Origin of the sequence: Streptomyces sp. NPDC049915, from assembly GCF_040656475.1 — a bacterium.
Classification (GTDB): domain Bacteria; phylum Actinomycetota; class Actinomycetes; order Streptomycetales; family Streptomycetaceae; genus Streptomyces.
Genome location: NZ_JBFAMH010000035.1, coordinates 42,190 through 57,598, shown reverse-complemented (window position 1 = coordinate 57,598; position 15,409 = coordinate 42,190). Strand labels below are relative to the sequence as shown.

The window sequence follows — 15,409 nt, the reverse complement described above, 5'->3', positions numbered from 1 at the left end:
GCAAGACGCTCGGCTGGGATACACCAGCCGAGCGTCTGCGTGATCTACTCACCACCTGATCCAGGCAGTGTTGCGAGGACCGCTAGAACTGAAGGACGAGGGGTGGCCCCACTGTGCTGTCGCCCATGCCGGCTGAGCGTCAGATCACGCCGCTGGTGCGGTCAGTGGTGGTGTGCGCCGCGGTGCTGCCGGCCCCAGGAGAAGTCGTCGACGAAGCGGCCGTGGTCGTTGCGCAGGGTGGCGGTGTCGCGGTCGTTGTTCCAGACGTAGGTGCGGCGGTCCTGGAACAGGTCGTGGCGGGCGTCGCGCCCTTCACCGGTGTGGACACGGACAGTGGAGCGGCCGTCCAGCCGGTAGTGGTGGAACGTGAAGGTGTGACCGTCCTCGTCGCTGAGGGTCCAGCCGTCCAGGTTCACCGCCCGGCGGGTGCTGTTCGTGATCTCCACCCACTCGGCGTTCAGCGAACGGTTGGAGCGGTCGTCCCGCCCGGGAGAGTCGTACTGCACCGCGCTGATCGTCACCGCCGCGCGCTCACCCGAGGGGTCGTGGTGGTCGGCGGCCATCGCCGGCAGCGCGGCGGCGCCGACCAAGGCGGCGGCCACGGCAGTGGCGGCGGTCAGCCGGCGGGCGGAAGAAGAAACGGACACCAAGGTCCCCCTTCAGGGCGCGCACCTCCCCCGGTACAGGCTGCGTTACCGCAGGTCCGGCGGGTGCGTTGTGCGGGTGTGAGGCCGGTCGGCCGCACACGCACACCTTCCAGCCCGCCCCCCTGCATGTGTGGGAAATGCGGAGGCTCGTTACGACTTCAACAGGCTTCTGTAACTCTCGCCTGTAATGACCATCAATGGGGCGAATGTGCCAGATTGACGCCCGGTTCCGGCCGCAGGCGTTGGGGCGCCCGGGTTGAGGTGACGGTCCGCCAGATCCCGCCACCCCACCGGCCGGAACGCGATCACCCGAAAGTGGGTAACGACAGGCGCTGCCGGGCCGCCGCCCGGCCTACCGCGCCTCCGGGCAGCACGCCGGCGCACGGCCTGGCTGACTCATCCGACAGCCGGTGGTGCGCCTTCACCGAACGCAGGCACGTCCGTGACAGTCACGCCCGGGCGTAGCCGGGTGAAGGGGATGGGGTGGCGCCATGTGCCGCGTTCCCCGGGGGTGGCGACCGTGATCCCGGCGACCAGGACCGGCTCGACCATCGAGTGGCGTTCTCGATCCCCATGACGACGTAAAGCGGACGCCATGCCACGGGTGGCCCGGCCCGGCCGGCACCAGCCGTTCGGCGCGCAGCAGGGGGAGGGACCGCACATCTGCGATCCCTCCCTCACCGGCGAGGTCAGCGGGTCACGAGGTCGCTGGGGAGATCGCTGGGGAGCCGCCTGGTCTTGATGAAGGTGCTGAGCGCGTTTCCCCAGGGGACGGCCCGGGCGAAGCCTTCGGCGAGATGGGTGCTGGGGCGTACGGGCTGCGGCAGGTGGTGGTCGGTGAAGCCGAGCATTCTGGCCTGTGCCCGCCACAGTCGGGCGTCCGGGCTGACTCCTACGGCGGCGTGGTGGGCGGCGAGCAGGTGGGCGGCGAGTGGGTCCTCTCCCCCTGCGGCGAAGCGCCACCAGTACAGGGCGCTTTCGCGCCGGTCGAGGGTGTAGAGGAGGCAGGCGAAGGTGCGTGCGCCCCTGGGGTCGTAGTGGGCTGCGAAGTCGGCGAGGGAGTCGATGTCGTTGGAGCGCAGGACCAGCTCGCACAGTCGGCGTACGTGGTCGACCACAGCTGTGGGGCTGGCGAGCGGGTCCGGGCTGATGATCGGCGTGGGGCGGCGGCGCACGCCGCGGCGTGTGCGTGGCCGCGTGGGAGCCGGGCGGCTGGGGAGGGGTGCCGCCGCGGGCGTCGGCACCTGGGTTCGCTCCGAGGCCGGCGCGAGGACCGCGCGGGAGACTCGGGGCGGTCGCGCGGTGTCTTGGGCGATGCGGACGGCGAGGCGCCGCATGAAGTCGTCGGTGTCGTGGTTGTCGTAGGTGCGGTGCAGGGCCTGCGCTTCAGCGCGCAGGAGATCTTCCAGCATCAGGACTTCCCTTTCCCCGGATCCGGGAGACCGATGAGGCGGGTGAGGTTCTTCAGGCCGAGGTGGACGTTGGCCTTCGCGGCGCCTGGCGTGATGTCCAGGCGTGTGGCGATCTCGGCGAAGTCGAGCTCCGTGAAGTAGCGCAGGCGTACGCAGTTCGCCTGGAGCGGGGCACGCTGTTCGAGTTCGGCCAGGGCGCGGTCGAGGCTGTCGTGGCCGCGCAGCTGCAGCAGGTCGTCGGCCGTGGGTACGTCGGCGTAGCTGACTTCGCCGTAGCTGACCTCCCTGTCGGCGGTGCGGGCGCGGCGCCGGTAGAAGTCGACGATCGCGTTGTCGAGTATGCGGTGGGCGAGGGCGATGGGGTTGGGATGTGCCAGGATCCGCTCCCATTTGCGGTACATCACCAGCGCGGCGTCCATGAGCACTTCCTCCGCGTCGTGCGGGTTGCGCGTGCGGGCGCCGGCGGCCCGTAGGAACTCGCTCTTGTGGCGGCTGAAGAACGCCTCGAAGTCCGCCGGGAGCTCGGCGGGCTCGATGATGCCGAAGTCCTGCTCGTCAGGGCTGGTCACTGCTCCTCCACGGCGGGCGGTGGAACGGCAGTCCCCGTGATGGGTGCCAGTCCGGCGGGCAGGGTGAAAGGTGGTGCGGGAACGCGTGCGCGGGAGCGGTGCTCGTCGCGAGCCAGCGAGGCGATGCGGACGACGCGCCGGACGGCGGCGTCGAAGGCAACTGCGGTCATCCGGCAGGCGCCGGCCACTGCCAGCGCGTGCCAGGCCCAGTGAAGCCCCACGGACCCTCCTTTGCTCAACTCGGCCCCCGCGCGGTGTGGTTACTGCGCGGGGGGAAGCTCAACGGCTTCACCCCTTCACCGCTGGGAAGGGCCTTGTGAGTTAACTCTGCGGCACATGTTTTCGACGGAGCGCAACCATCCATTTGTGACTCACGGTGTGACCTGGGAACACGCAAAGTGGCGTGACCGACATCACGTTTGCCGTTCACGTGTTCGCCAGGGGCCGCCACCCCCAGCCACCGGTACACCACCCGCCGCGGCCGCTCGCCGTAAGCGAGCACGCGGGAATCGTTTGGCCGCTGATCACGGTGAGCGGCGCACCCGGCCGGTGGAAGGCATAGGCCGTGACATGGATGCTGCCGGAGCCGATGCTGAGCACTCCTGTATCCAGCGCTGATCTGCGGCCGGGTTGGGCGGGCGAGCCCAAGTGGGACGGGTTCCGGGCGGCCGTGTCCGTCGACGAGGGCCGGGTGGTGCTGCGCTCCAGGCGCGGCACCGAAATGGGGCCAGCGTTTCCGGAGGTCGTGGCCGGGGCCGTGCAGTTGCCGGATGCGACCGCGATGGACGGCGAGCTGGTCGTATGGGACGCCGCGGGTCGCCTCGCCTTCGAGCGGCTGCAGAACCGGCTTGCCCGGCGCGGGGCCGGTGCGGTCCGGGCAGCTGAGGAGTGGCCGGCCCACTTCGTGGCGTTCGATCTGCTCAGGCTGTCCGGGACCGTGACGACCGGATGGCCGTACCGGAGACGGCGGGCGGCGCTGGAGTTGGTGTTCGCCGCCCACCGGCTCTTCGCACCGTGGGCACTGTGCCCGTCGACCACCGACCCGGACACCGTGCGCGAGTGGCTGTCCTGGGCGTCGGTCGGGATGGAGGGCGTGGTCTTCAAACGGCTCACCGATGCCTATAGGCCGTCGGTGAGGGGCTGGCAGAAGTACAAGGTCCGCGAGACGAGTGAGGCGATCGTCGGCGCGGTCACCGGCTCCCTGGCCCAACCGCGGACGCTGCTGCTCGGCAGGTACGACGCCGAAGGCCGCCTCCAGTACGTCGGCCGCACCACGACCCTCGCCCGAGCGGCAGGCACGGCAGTCGCCGGCCTGCTCGAGGCGGGCCGGCGCGGGCATCCGTGGACGGGCTGGTCGTTCTCCGCCGGGTGGGGCAGCCGGGAGCAACTGGACGTCACGTTGGTCGAACCCGAGCTGGTGGTGGAAGCCGGCGTCGACGTCGCCCGTGACGCCTCCGGCCGGTGGCGCCATCCTGCGCGCTGGCACCGCGCCCGCCCCGACCTCTCCCCCGCCGACGTTCCCCGCCTGACGACGCCGCCGCACGACGGCGGCACGCGCGGAGGCCCCGGCCGACGCGCAACCGGCTGAGCGCTCCCCGGTCCCCGGCCGCGGCCGCGCCGCCCACCCCGCCCCCTCACTCCAGCCAGGCACATTGGCGAAAGCGGCCGCAACGGGGATGTCAGCGCCCCGACCACGCTGAAATAGCGTGGTGACCTGCATGGATACGAGAGCCGTCCGTCAGACCGCGCAACAGTAGGTGCAACAGAGGGCGCAACAGTTGGTGCAACCCTTGTCGCAACCCCTCCTGGCGGCTCCTGAGCGGGCCTTCACGCCGCCTGTGCTGCTCCCCGGGCGCGAGCCAGTTGCCGTAGCTCGGTGCGCGCCGCCGGCGCTGAGCGGGTGGTCTCCCAGTACGGCTGCCGCCACAGCCGCACCGACAGGAGTAGAAGGCGGCGGCGCAGGGCGGTGGAGTCACGGCGGTAAGGCGCGGCGAGCGCGTTGTAGGTGGCGTTCCAGGCGGCTTGCGTCTGGACCAGGTCGTTGGGGAAGTCGATGGTGTCCATACCAGCATTGGATCGTTTGTTCGATTTCAGTGTCACTTCGGACACGCCCCGACCGGATGTGTGGTCGGGGGCCGCACCAGGCGTGGTCGGCCTCATGGTCGGGCCTGTGGTCGGCCCAACCACGGGGACTAGCCCGGTCCGTGGCGGCACGCCCTGTGGGGCGTCAGCCACGGCGGCGGAACAGACCGCGGAGCTTGCCCGGCTCCTGTTCGTGGTCGTGCTCCGGCTCCGATGGCGTGGCGGCCTTGAGGCGGGCGGCTTCGGCGGCGGCTTCCTCGCCGGCGACGTCGTCGGCGTGGCAGTCGCCGCACACGGACACGTCCCCGGCCTTCCAGGCAGTCCTGTGCGCGGTGGTCTCCTCCCAGCGCTGGTCGGTGAACTTCTGCCCGCACCGCTTGCACACGGGGCGCTCCGCCTCCCGCTCAGCGGCACGGCGCCGCTTGTCCTCCGCTTCGGCGCGGGCCTCCTGCTCGCGGAAAAGGGCATCGCCGTCGGGGTTGTCGAGCGCGGCCGTCAGCGTCTGCTCGCCCTCCCGTCCCAGCCGCCGCCACACCGCCGCGTCCGCGCCGTGCTCCTGGAGCTGCTCCAGGGTGGTGACGACGACGGGCACCGCCTGGCTGTAGTCCTTCGCCGTGATCGCCTCGCGGTAGAGACTCCGGTACCGGCGCGGCGCCCAGTAGCGGCGGCCAGCCTCCTCCAGCACGGCGACTGTGTTGTCGACCTTCGCCTCGGTGGTGTCCGCGAACACGAACGCCACCGGCACCAGGCCCTCACGGCCGGTCGGCGGGTAGATCCGCCGCCACAGCCGCATCTCGTGGTCGACGTGCTCGATCGCGTCCGGCCGGGAACGGACCAGATCCACGGTGTGCTTGTCCGCGTCCCTCGGCAGCAGCCGACCCCACTCCCAATACCGGCGCAGCTTGGTAACCAGGTCGTGCGCGTCCTCGGTACGGCGGTCGATCTCCAGCAGCAACACCGGCACCCCCGCCGCCGGCGCTCGCACCACCAGGTCCGCCCGCTGCACGAAGCCGTCTGCGAGCCGGTGACCGATCTCCGTCTGGAAGCCGAGCCGGTGACCGATCCCGGCACGGTGGAGTTCAGCGGCCGTCGAGGTGACCGCCGCGGCGTGGTCGTCGTAGCTGGTGCCGAGCAGCTCCCCGGTGACCAGGTCGTACTTCTCCTCGCGCAGCGCCGAGACTCGTATGCCCTTCGGCTCCAGCAGCTTCTTCGCCTCGCCATGGCCGCGCTTGGTCAGCACCCACACCTGCCGCTGGTCCTCCCGGACCAATTCGATCCTCACCAGGTGGTGGTCCTGAAGATCCAGGAGGTTGTCCCGCGTGAGCTTGTCGTGCTGGTTGTCCGGGCGGGTCAGCTTCCACAACTGATCCGGCGTAGCCCTCTGGAAAATCCCCAGCGCTTGCAGCAGTTCCCTGCGCCGGGGCTCTGTCGAGTTCTTCCTGTGAGTAGGACGCCTTTGGACATGAGGGTTGTCGAACCTGCGGCGACCCCCTGTCCGCCGGGGCGGACCTGCGGAAACTCCCGGCCCTTGACGACGGGGCGCGGAGGGGGTGATGGAGGGGTCCACGGAGGGGGCCTCTCCGGTCCGGTCAAGGGGCTGCTCGGGCTCGTCTGCGGTGCTCGCCACAGGGTGCTCCTGGAAGGTGAGGCGGGCCCATCCCGCCATTCACCTTCTACAGGTGCGGTTCTCGGCTCTCGTGTGACGCCGGTCTTGAAGAACCTCTCCGCAGTGACCACATCGTGATCAATCTGAAGGGGGAGAGTTCTCCCCCGCCGGCGCCGGACTCTGTCCACAGGGCCGCGATCCGAGCATCGGTTCTGAGGCCGCCGCGATCAGCGGGGCGGCCCGTAAGTTCAGGAGCCGACATGCCCGACACCACGCCGCTCACCCCGATGACCCCGCACGCGGCCATCAGCGCCTTCAACTACCACCGGGCCGTCCAGGCCGACGACGTCGACGCCGCTCGCCGGCGCCGAACCGCGGATACCCGAACTGCTCGCCGACGTCGCCGAACGCATCGTCATCCCCGTCACCGCGCTGCCCGGCCCGGAGGCCGGCGAGCCGTGCGAGGACATCTTCGCCCTGGAGGCCCTCGGGAGCGTCTTCGTGACCTCGCTGCGGCTCTGGGGCGCAATCCGGGCCGGACACGGCGGAGGGCATCGCCCGCGCGGTCATCGACTTCGCCACGCAGTTCCTCACCGAGGACCACGAGGACATCGCCGACACCCTGCGTCAGCTGGAGGCCGTCGGCGTGGGCCAGGCCCTTGATGCGTACCCCGCACCGACCGGTGCGCACCCGGTGCGCCTCACCGCCGTGTAGTGCGCGCGCCGCGCGGTGGCGGTGCGCACCACTGCCGCGCGGCGCGCGCACCACCGCGCCGCGCTGTCCATCGCGGGTGCGCGCCATCGGTGCCAGCGCACCGCTCCATGCGCGCGCCACGGGCGGCGGGCTCCTATATCACGCACCCCCTTGACCGCGGTCTGATCGGCGGCCGGAAGGCGCTGAGGCAAGGAGAAATGGGCCGGGTAGCAGAAGTAGTCAAGGGGGCGCGGCGTCCAGGTAGCAGACCTGGACAAGGGGTCACATGCGCACCCGGCCGCACCTGGAGAAGGGGTGCCGGTGCGCGCACCAATGCGGTGCGGCGCACCGCATGCGCGCCAAAGTGCTGGGCATCGTCGGGTGGTGCGCACCGGGTGCGGGTGAACATCGCGGTGCGCACCACTGAGCCTCCGCCAACCTGAAGCCGCTGGTCAAAGGGCTGGCGTGACGGGCCTCCGGGGTGCTCACGCTGGTCATGCGCGGTGGTCTGCGGTGTAGATCGTTTGTCAGCATCTGACATGGCCGGATGACGCCGCGACGCCTTCTTTTTGCTTGAAGCCGCTGTTTGGCGATCTGTAGATTGCGCTGGCCTCTGCTGCCGCAGGCACCTCTGCCAGCCCTTTGACCACGGGTGCGGATGCGGAGACGCCCGGACAAGCCGGGCTGGCCCGGGCGTCCTGGACGCCGGTAAAACGGGAGGGATCTATGCGTTCACTCTTCAAGAGGACGACGTTCACAAGCGCCGCCACACTCTGCATCCTCGGCTCTGCGCTGGCTGGTGGGGCCCATGCACAACCGGCGCCGGCTCCCCACAGCAGCGCCTCTCCAGCCAAGCTTCAGGTCATGTCGAACGACGAGTACGTCGCGCGCTTCGGTGTGAAGAAGGCGCTGGAACAGGGAGTTCCGCTGCCAGCCGGCACCACCCAGAACAGCCCAGCCGTGCCTCGGGATCCGAGCATTCCCTGGTACCACGTCTACTGGACGTCGCTCGACTGGGAACACCGCGACATACCGACGCGCCACGGGAACAACGACTTCGGCCTGCACCATGCCTGCACGAAGCACAATATGTGCGGAAAGCAAGCGATCACCGCTCCCTATAACGGCGAGCCCGACAGGGAGCACGGCACCCGGCTCGAGTACGACGGTGTCGTCACCGATGGCTCGAGCGTCAGGATGACTACTACCAGCGTGGCTGAGGAAGGCGAAAAGGGTCCCGGTGGGGTCCACACGCCCGACGGCCGCCCCATCGGCACGGTGACCGCCTTCTGCCGCGGACAGACCGTGTGCCCCGACTGGGTCAACAACCTCTGACCCAAGCCCGCAGCGCCAGCATTCGAGGGTAGGAGTTGCTGTGAAGGACATGCACACCACCGACGTTCTGCTGGCGCTGCGGCGCTTCATCGGCGTCCCTGTTCCGGACACCCGTCTACGCCTGCGTGGATTCGTCAGGTCAGGCGACATTCTGCGATTGCGTCTGGCAGACCCAGAACGCCGCCAGCTGGTGCTCACCCTGCCCGTGTTCCAGCCCAATGAGGCAGTGCCGATGCCTACTTGGTGGTATGTAGGCGCCCTCCGCCATGCGGCGCGATGGGCCGAGACCGCCGGCCGACTGTCCCCCGAAGGGCATGAGGCGCAGGTATTCGACGGCGAAACTCTGATGGCAGAAGGAGTGATTCCCGCTGCAACCGAGACGACCGCGGACGACAGTCTGGACTACGTGATCGGCGATCTCCTCGCTGACCCTGCCTGGCACAGTCAGCACAGTCCCGCTCCTGAGCTGTACCAGCTCATCGGGTTCGACCTTATGACGGAAGACCGCATCCGGGTATACCTGGAAATTCCCTACTCTCGGCGTACGATCGGCGTGGACTTGGCTGTTGTCGATGACGAAACGGGCGAGCCGCGTTCGACAGGGTGGTGGGCCTCGGCCAAGCTCAACGCCATCCTCACCCCTGACGAGCCAACCACTCTCGCCGTGCACCAGTTGCCGGACGCATACGACCCGAACTGTGACACGGTCTACGACCTAACTCGTTGGGCGTAGCACGCTGACCGCCGTGCGTGCAGGTCGGTTCACCATCCCCGTCCACTGCGGCCGGGTCGGCTTCTACGATCCCGTGCATACTGGATCCCGAGCTGCTGGAACGGATTACCGCGCGGCGCGCGGAGCTGGACGAAGCCGAAGAACGGCTGGCCAAGGAGTTGGCGGAGGTGCGGGACGAGCGGGACGAGCTCGCCGCCGCCGAGCAGGTCCTTGAGAGGGTGAGCGGGCAGCTCGCGGACGAACGCGCCTCGGCCTCGCCGGCGCCCGGGCAGGTGGGCGGGCGTGCGGTGATGCTGATCCCGCCGCGCACGCAGGACGTGAACGAGGCCATGCTCCCGCCGGACTACCAGCGCATTCTCGCCGCCGTGCGACAGGCAGCAGGGCCTGTCATGGCCCGGCAGGTCGGTGACTCGCTGGGAACCGATGTCAGCGTTCGGTCGAAGCTGGAACCGCTGCGCGGCAAGCTGCTCAGACTCGCTGATCGCGGCTGGCTGCGCAAACTGCCCGACGGCCGGTTTACAGGCCGTGATGGTGGTGTTTGCCGGAGTAGTTGCGCTGGTCGGCTTTTCCGGTGCGGCGCTGCCCGGCTCACGGACTGCCTCGACGTCTCGGACTGGAAGCTCATCTACGCGCGATCCGGCAAGCCGGTAGCGATGCCGGCCAACCGTCTCACCCGTTACGTGAACCAGGTCAAAGCTGAGAAGTGGCGGAAGCAGTGGAAGATCCTCGACGTCACACCAGAGCAGCAGGCCTGCTAGGCGTCGTCCTTGCTTCGACGTACGAACAAGCACGGCGACTGTGAACGGGATCTACCCGCAAAGCCAGGTGCCCGGCCCAGTGGCACCGCCTCGGGTATCGGCGCGTAGGCGCCGGCCGGGTGTCATCGCCCTGTCATTGGCGCTGAGGTGTTGCGGTACTCCTGCAAGTGAGCAACCGCACGCAGGTGGTGACCGAGGTGCCTGGACTGGACTCCCGAGGTGTTCCACGCAATCGGCGACGGAGAGCGCGTCGTCGCCGACGCGGTCATGCACTACACGCTCACTGACGGCCAGCAGGCGCAAGCTCCGGGCCTTCGTCGAGGTCGACAGCGCCACCATGAGCAGCGAACGTCTGGCGGCAAAACTGATCGAGTACGCGAGGCTGTGGGGAATACGAGCCACAGACCGTCGGCCGGCGGCGGCAGGCGGCCGGGCCCGGCTGGCTGCGCTGGTACCCGATGTTTCCCCGGGTCCTGTTCGTGCTGACCGGCACAGGACGTCAGGCGATGAACAACCGGCTCAGCGACCTCAAGGCCATGGCCGCCCATCACCCGCTCGTGGCCGACATGGCACTCGGCGGCCGTCCTGAAGGACCTGGACGAGCACAGCCCCACCTCTGACATGTGGGACCGCTCGCCAGCGGGAAACCGCGTCCGTGGACAGAACTATGACACCCCGTCCGACCTACCCGCGAGACTGCGCTCCGGCGGGGTGGAGATCTCGTTCTCACCCACAACAGCCCCGGATGGTCCGATCGATCCGGCGACCACGTACTGAGATGTGCTGGAGCAACGAGTAAAGACACAGAACCACATGTCGACATCTGACTGCTGCGGTGGCCGATTTCGTCCCGAGTTGTACGAGTGAACTCAACTATCGAGCTGGGAAGTTGATCGGCTTATGCGTAATCTTGCCGCTACGCAAATGGATCACCGCAGCTGGACCAGGCCATGGAACGGGGCTACCGTCCGCCAGCGGCTCAGCAGCGGTCGTATCACACCGCGCTGTACGGGGAGTCATCGTGAAAAGTCGCGCACACATCCATTATTTCGCTGTGCACTTCCGAAAGGTAGCCGCCACCGCCTCACTCACGCTGTGCGCTGCGCTCACCCTAGCCGCGTGCAGCTCTTCCAATGAGAAGGATGAGGCGACGGACCACTCTCCGAACGTCACGCGGTCCCCCGCGGCGACTGCCACCGCCGATCCGGTAGATACGGCGAAGAAGGAAGCTATCACCGCGTATGGGTCCTACTGGCAGGAGATGGAAAAGCTCTACGCCGACCCGACCGGCAAGAGGGCGCACCTTGATCGGTACGCCGCATCCGCCGCCCTGAAGAATGCCGAGGCAGACGCCAAACGCGCTCATGACCGCGGCCGCATCTACACCGGTAGCGTCGCCCTGACCGACCAGACGGTTACCAAGGCCGACATCTCGGGCAAGATCCCTAACGCTACGGTCTCCACTTGCCTGGACATCTCCAAGTGGCAGACCCTCGATGCCGAAACCAAGATGCCGGTGTCCCTCCCGAAGAACCGGCTGACGAAGTTCCTGATCATCAGCACCGTCGAGAAGTACCCGGAAGGATGGCGCGTCACCAGCGATGAGCCCCAGGGGAAGTCATGCTGACACCCCGCATTGCCGTCACCGCAGCGACCCTACTAACCGCTGATCCGGCTGGACTCCGTCTTCTCTCCCCCACCACGTCGTCGATGGAGGTCGACGGCCAGGCCGACCCGGATACCGAACCAGTGGTGCCTTCGGCCCCAGAGTCTTGGGCCGATGCGGACTGCGGCGAGACGGTGCAAGCTGCGGAGGCCGACGTCCCGGCGACCGCCGTCGAGGAGCCGATGGTGCCCGAGGCGGAAGGATGGGAAGCGCAGGATCTGCACGCCCCGGAGATCCGGGTTCTGGGGCCGGTTGAGGTGACGGGGGTCGACAGCACCGGGCACGGCCCGAGGATGGCGCAGCTCGCTGCCTTGCTGTACTTCCGGCGCGCGCGTAGCGCCGATGCGCTGTGCGCCGACATGGATCCCGTTAACCCTTGGTCGGTGAGCACCCTCAACGCCCGCTACCAAGGCCTGCGACGCTCGCTCGGTAGCGACCCTGACGGCAATCCGTATGTCCCGCGGCGCAGCTCCGGTGAAGACCCCTACCGACTCGCGTCCGGCGTGCGCTGCGACTGGAGCAATTTCCTTAGGCTCGTCGAACGTGCCCTGCCGCTGGGGCCGGCGGGTCTGGAGGATCTCGAGAAGGCCTCGGCTCTCGTGCGTGGCAGGCCCTTTGGGGGCAAGCCCCTTCCGTGGGCGGAACCCCTGCAGCAGGAGATGATCACCCGGATCACCGATGTCGCTCATACTGTGGCCACCTACCGCCTACGCGTGGGGCCGCATCGGGACCTGAGCGCGGCCCGACAAGCCGTGGCAACTGGTCTCGACGTCGATGAGTCGGCGGAACTGCTCTACCGCGACTGGATGAGGATCGAGCACGCGGCTGGCAACCGTTCGGGACTGCATATCGCCATCACCCGGGTTCAGCAGGTCAATCGTGCCCTCGATTGCGACTTGGAGTTGGAAACCGCGCAACTCATCAATGACCTGCTCAACGGCTCCGCGGCCCAGGAGGCGACCGGATGACTTGGCGCCGACGAAAGGAACCTGCTCCCCCGTACCAGGCTTGGACGCAGCTCGATGAACACCTCTGGCATACGTGTGCGATCCTCGCTGACTGGGTCGCCGATCGTCTGCATCTGCGGCCGCGCATCGCCACCCCGGCTCCCCTGTCGCAAGGAGAGCTGCCACTGGCCGTCGGCCACAGCGAGCGGATGACCTGGCAGGCAGTGGGCAATGGCACCTACAACCACACCAGTGTGTTCGCGTTCGGCTCTCCCGCCTTCGTACTGGGCTCCCTGGCCGGAGCAGCAGTAGGAAACGCCTCCCGGCGTCGAGCAGCCCAGGACGCGGCTCGGCCTCGTTGGGTCCACTCCGGGATGGGCTACCTCACCGTGACCACACTCGGTTTCCACTTCAGCCACCCGCAGGCCGGCATGCGGGTGCACTATGCCGGGCTCGACAGCATCGACTTGATTGCCCCTGACCTTTGCCAAGTCGCGTTCCACGATCAATTCGACAACCGGCCACTGCTGGCACAGCTGCGAACCCCGTGGGCGTCTCTTCTGTTCGTTCTCGCCGCGCTCAGCACGTTCCCTTCCCATCCTCGCCTGGTCAGCGGCGGATGGCTGCCGCCGGGTTTCATGATCCGATGCGCACAACTCGGCCGGCCCTGCCCTCTGCCTCCTTCGCTTCTCCCGCCCGGCCCATAAGGGCTGCTGCACAGTCACAGGCGCCCTCCCTCACGTGGTGGGGCGCCTGGCGGTCACGATGACCTCCGGGACGAACAGTCCAGAGACCGATCCCGCCGGATCCCGCGGTCAAGCCCAGTGACGGCTGCGCACACCACTGTGTGCACTGGCTGCGCACGGGGCATCCCAGCTGCGCAATCCTGGCCTGACCTGCGGCTTCTCGATTGCGCAGCCGTTGACTCTGACTGGTCGCTGGTGTACAGCAACTCACAAGGCGCGACTTGTCACTGCTGTTGCTGCGCCTGGTGGCGGGTCAGTGCCTGCCAGCGCCGCTCAAAGTCGACGACCTGCTCGGCGATGTAGTCGGCGGTGAGGGGCTTGTTGTGCTGCGCAGTGATCCCGTGGGCTGCGCACTCCTGCACAATGGCGTCGAGTGACGGAGCTTGGTTGCGCAGGCGGTGTTCCGCCCAGACGTTGTAGATCCGAAACGGCAAGAGGTAGCGGCGCAGGGTGGACGGGCTGACCGGTTTCCCACCCCGTCCGGTCATGCCCTTCTCGGATGCAAGGTAGGCGGAGAGCTGCTCGGCCTTGGGTTCCTCACCGTGTTCGGTCTGGTACTGCGTCCAGGCGAGGTAGTAGCGGTCGACGGTGGTGAGCGGGGTGGACTCCCAGGCCGGGTCGTCTGCCCCCGCCGAGTCGTTGATGGCAGCGCTCACCCCGTGGTTGCGGTTCTCCTTGGCGGGGTGAGCACCTGCACCGACCGGAGCCCTACTCATGCCCCTCCTCGTTCGGGACGCGGTCACCTGAAGGCCCATCTGCAGCAGGCCCGGTGGCTTCCTCGTCAGCGGGCGACTCCTTACCGGCGAACTCCCGCTCTCGGAAAGATGCGACGAACCCCTCCAGCTCTTCCCCCATGACGGGTCGGCCGACGGCACTGGTGATCTGGTCGCGTTCGTAGACGTATGCGGCGAGGGCGGCGGCATCAGGGTAGGCACCGTGCTCTTGCGTGTACGCAAGCCAGGCGTTGTAGAAGTAGTCGCTCCACTCGTCATCCGCCTCTTGAGGGGCCTGGTCGGTGCTGTTCTCAGCTGAGGCCGTGTGACGCTGCTTCAGGAGCCGCAGCAGCGGTTCGAGTTGCTCGTCGGACAGCGGCCCACCGACCGCGGTGGCGATGCCGTACTGGTCCTGGAGCCATAGAGCGAACTGCGCACTGGTGGGCTCGATCCCGAAGGCGGCCATCCAGTCCTGATAGGCGCCTGCAAAGCGCTGCGCGTTCTTTCTGTCTCCGGGGTCGTTCTCAGGCGCCAGGTGTTCAGGGCGCGTCTGCTTCCCCGGCTGCGGGTCCGCGTCGCTCACCGGCGGCAGTTCCCTCTGCGGGTCGACAGCGGCCTCGTGCTCGGGGATCTGGTGCTGCGCCGGAACGAGGGTCCTCTCGACGGTGAACTGTATTGGCGGCTCGTCAATGCCCGCGGCAGCCAGCCCGGCCGGCGCTGTCTCCGCCAGGGGAACTCCGTAGCGGGCCAGACGGAGCGGCATCAGCGACTCCACCGGAGCCTTGCGACGCCAGGCGCGGCCGAAACGGGAGCGGAGGCTCGTCTGGTAGACGAGGCGCTCCTGCTCGAGCTTGATGACCTGCTCGTAGGAGCGCAGCTCCCACAGCTTCATTCGGCGCCACAGCAGGAACGTCGGCAGCGGTGAGAGGAGCCAGCGAGTGAGGCGGACGCCTTCCATGTGCCTGTCGGCGCTGATGTCGGCGATCCGGCCGACGGCGTGGCGCGCGGCTTCGACCGCAACGACGAACAGGACGGGGATCACCGCATGCATGCCGACACCCAGCGGGTCAGGCCATGCCGCTGCCCCGTTGAAGGCGATGGTCGCGGCCGTCAGGAGCCAGGCCGTCTGCCGAAGGAGCGGGAAAGGGATGCGGATCCAGGTCAGCAGCAGGTCGAGAGCCAGGAGGACACAGATGCCAGCGTCGATGCCGATCGGGAAGACGTAGGAGAAGTCGCCGAAGCCCTTCTTCACCGCCAGTTCACGGACTGCCGCGTACGAGCCGGCGAACCCGATACCAGCGATGATCACGGCACCTGCCACGACCACACCGATGAGGACCCGATGCGCTCGGGTCAGCTGGGGCATCACACCGTTCCCCGCAGCCACGTCCCACTCCCCCATGCCCTGTCTTACTGATGTGCCGGTCTCAGACTCCCACGACTTGATCACCGTCTCAGCATCGTGCGAGCTCCCGAGCACCGATCGTCAGCAAACAGTGAC

15 protein-coding genes and 1 pseudogene are annotated in these 15,409 nt (G+C 68.1%); 8 read left to right on the top strand and 8 right to left on the bottom strand.

What is annotated here, in order from left to right; all coding sequences use genetic code 11:
- Positions 1-161: 161 nt before the first annotated feature.
- The 4 genes from AB0J12_RS35585 to AB0J12_RS35570 form a co-directional block, all read right to left on the bottom strand.
- Positions 162-647: a lamin tail domain-containing protein gene (locus tag AB0J12_RS35585; RefSeq protein WP_363268819.1), complete on the bottom strand. Its 486-nt coding sequence runs from the start codon at positions 645-647 to the stop codon at positions 162-164.
- A gap of 689 nt (positions 648-1,336) precedes the next feature.
- A complete protein-coding gene (locus AB0J12_RS35580) occupies positions 1,337-2,059 on the bottom strand; it encodes a hypothetical protein (protein WP_363268818.1) in 723 nt (240 codons plus the stop codon).
- Positions 2,059-2,628: a sigma-70 family RNA polymerase sigma factor gene (locus AB0J12_RS35575; protein ID WP_363268816.1), complete on the bottom strand. Its 570-nt coding sequence runs from the start codon at positions 2,626-2,628 to the stop codon at positions 2,059-2,061. Before AB0J12_RS35575 ends, AB0J12_RS35580 begins: the two co-directional genes overlap by 1 nt.
- Complete coding sequence (locus tag AB0J12_RS35570; protein WP_363268815.1) at positions 2,625-2,849, bottom strand: hypothetical protein; 225 nt, start codon at positions 2,847-2,849, stop codon at positions 2,625-2,627. Before AB0J12_RS35570 ends, AB0J12_RS35575 begins: the two co-directional genes overlap by 4 nt.
- A 353-nt stretch (positions 2,850-3,202) precedes the next feature.
- Here AB0J12_RS35570 and AB0J12_RS35565 point away from each other — a divergent pair, with 353 nt between their 5' ends.
- Positions 3,203-4,216 (top strand): ATP-dependent DNA ligase, encoded by a 1,014-nt coding sequence (locus AB0J12_RS35565; RefSeq protein ID WP_363268821.1) that lies wholly within the window; start codon positions 3,203-3,205, stop codon positions 4,214-4,216.
- Between the two features lie 239 nt (positions 4,217-4,455).
- Here the strand turns inward: AB0J12_RS35565 and AB0J12_RS35560 are convergent, their stop codons facing one another.
- Both AB0J12_RS35560 and AB0J12_RS35555 read right to left on the bottom strand, forming a co-directional pair.
- Positions 4,456-4,692 (bottom strand): hypothetical protein, encoded by a 237-nt coding sequence (locus AB0J12_RS35560; RefSeq protein WP_363268814.1) that lies wholly within the window; start codon positions 4,690-4,692, stop codon positions 4,456-4,458.
- A gap of 163 nt (positions 4,693-4,855) precedes the next feature.
- Positions 4,856-6,073, bottom strand: a complete 1,218-nt coding sequence (locus AB0J12_RS35555; protein WP_363268813.1) for a hypothetical protein — start codon at positions 6,071-6,073, stop codon at positions 4,856-4,858.
- 1,801 nt (positions 6,074-7,874) lie between these two features.
- Between AB0J12_RS35555 and AB0J12_RS35550 the strand changes: the two genes are divergently transcribed.
- The 7 genes and pseudogenes from AB0J12_RS35550 to AB0J12_RS35520 all read left to right on the top strand — a co-directional run bounded on the left by AB0J12_RS35550 (position 7,875) and on the right by AB0J12_RS35520 (position 13,156).
- Positions 7,875-8,345, top strand: a complete 471-nt coding sequence (locus AB0J12_RS35550; RefSeq protein ID WP_363268812.1) for a hypothetical protein — start codon at positions 7,875-7,877, stop codon at positions 8,343-8,345.
- A gap of 40 nt (positions 8,346-8,385) precedes the next feature.
- Positions 8,386-9,078, top strand: a complete 693-nt coding sequence (locus AB0J12_RS35545; RefSeq protein ID WP_363268811.1) for a hypothetical protein — start codon at positions 8,386-8,388, stop codon at positions 9,076-9,078.
- A 17-nt stretch (positions 9,079-9,095) separates the two neighbouring features.
- Positions 9,096-9,836: a hypothetical protein gene (locus AB0J12_RS35540; RefSeq protein WP_363268810.1), complete on the top strand. Its 741-nt coding sequence runs from the start codon at positions 9,096-9,098 to the stop codon at positions 9,834-9,836.
- A gap of 204 nt (positions 9,837-10,040) precedes the next feature.
- Positions 10,041-10,507 (top strand): annotated as a pseudogene (locus AB0J12_RS35535) (replication-relaxation family protein); the annotation flags it as partial.
- 383 nt (positions 10,508-10,890) lie between these two features.
- Positions 10,891-11,463 carry a hypothetical protein gene (locus AB0J12_RS35530; RefSeq protein ID WP_363268809.1) on the top strand — a complete coding sequence of 191 codons (573 nt, stop codon included), beginning with the start codon at positions 10,891-10,893 and terminating at the stop codon, positions 11,461-11,463.
- Positions 11,457-12,470, top strand: a complete 1,014-nt coding sequence (locus AB0J12_RS35525) for a bacterial transcriptional activator domain-containing protein (protein WP_363268808.1) — start codon at positions 11,457-11,459, stop codon at positions 12,468-12,470. Before AB0J12_RS35530 ends, AB0J12_RS35525 begins: the two co-directional genes overlap by 7 nt.
- Positions 12,467-13,156: a hypothetical protein gene (locus tag AB0J12_RS35520; protein ID WP_363268807.1), complete on the top strand. Its 690-nt coding sequence runs from the start codon at positions 12,467-12,469 to the stop codon at positions 13,154-13,156. Before AB0J12_RS35525 ends, AB0J12_RS35520 begins: the two co-directional genes overlap by 4 nt.
- A gap of 263 nt (positions 13,157-13,419) precedes the next feature.
- Here AB0J12_RS35520 and AB0J12_RS35515 read toward each other — a convergent pair whose 3' ends face one another.
- Positions 13,420-13,911: a hypothetical protein gene (locus AB0J12_RS35515; protein WP_363268806.1), complete on the bottom strand. Its 492-nt coding sequence runs from the start codon at positions 13,909-13,911 to the stop codon at positions 13,420-13,422.
- Positions 13,904-15,274, bottom strand: coding sequence for a DUF2637 domain-containing protein (locus tag AB0J12_RS35510; protein WP_363268804.1), 1,371 nt, complete (start codon positions 15,272-15,274; stop codon positions 13,904-13,906). Before AB0J12_RS35510 ends, AB0J12_RS35515 begins: the two co-directional genes overlap by 8 nt.
- Positions 15,275-15,409 lie beyond the last annotated feature (135 nt).

Bases quoted from the DNA above. Each gene is read 5' to 3' on its own strand.
- AB0J12_RS35515 (WP_363268806.1), bottom strand. From the start codon at position 13,911: ATGAGTAGGGCTCCGGTCGGTGCAGGTGCTCACCCCGCCAAGGAGAAC.
- AB0J12_RS35565 (WP_363268821.1), top strand. From the start codon at position 3,203: ATGCTGCCGGAGCCGATGCTGAGCACTCCTGTATCCAGCGCTGATCTG.
- AB0J12_RS35525 (WP_363268808.1), top strand. From the start codon at position 11,457: ATGCTGACACCCCGCATTGCCGTCACCGCAGCGACCCTACTAACCGCT.
- AB0J12_RS35510 (WP_363268804.1), bottom strand. From the start codon at position 15,274: ATGCCCCAGCTGACCCGAGCGCATCGGGTCCTCATCGGTGTGGTCGTG.
- AB0J12_RS35520 (WP_363268807.1), top strand. From the start codon at position 12,467: ATGACTTGGCGCCGACGAAAGGAACCTGCTCCCCCGTACCAGGCTTGG.
- AB0J12_RS35560 (WP_363268814.1), bottom strand. From the start codon at position 4,692: ATGGACACCATCGACTTCCCCAACGACCTGGTCCAGACGCAAGCCGCC.
- AB0J12_RS35550 (WP_363268812.1), top strand. From the start codon at position 7,875: ATGTCGAACGACGAGTACGTCGCGCGCTTCGGTGTGAAGAAGGCGCTG.
- AB0J12_RS35580 (WP_363268818.1), bottom strand. From the start codon at position 2,059: ATGCTGGAAGATCTCCTGCGCGCTGAAGCGCAGGCCCTGCACCGCACC.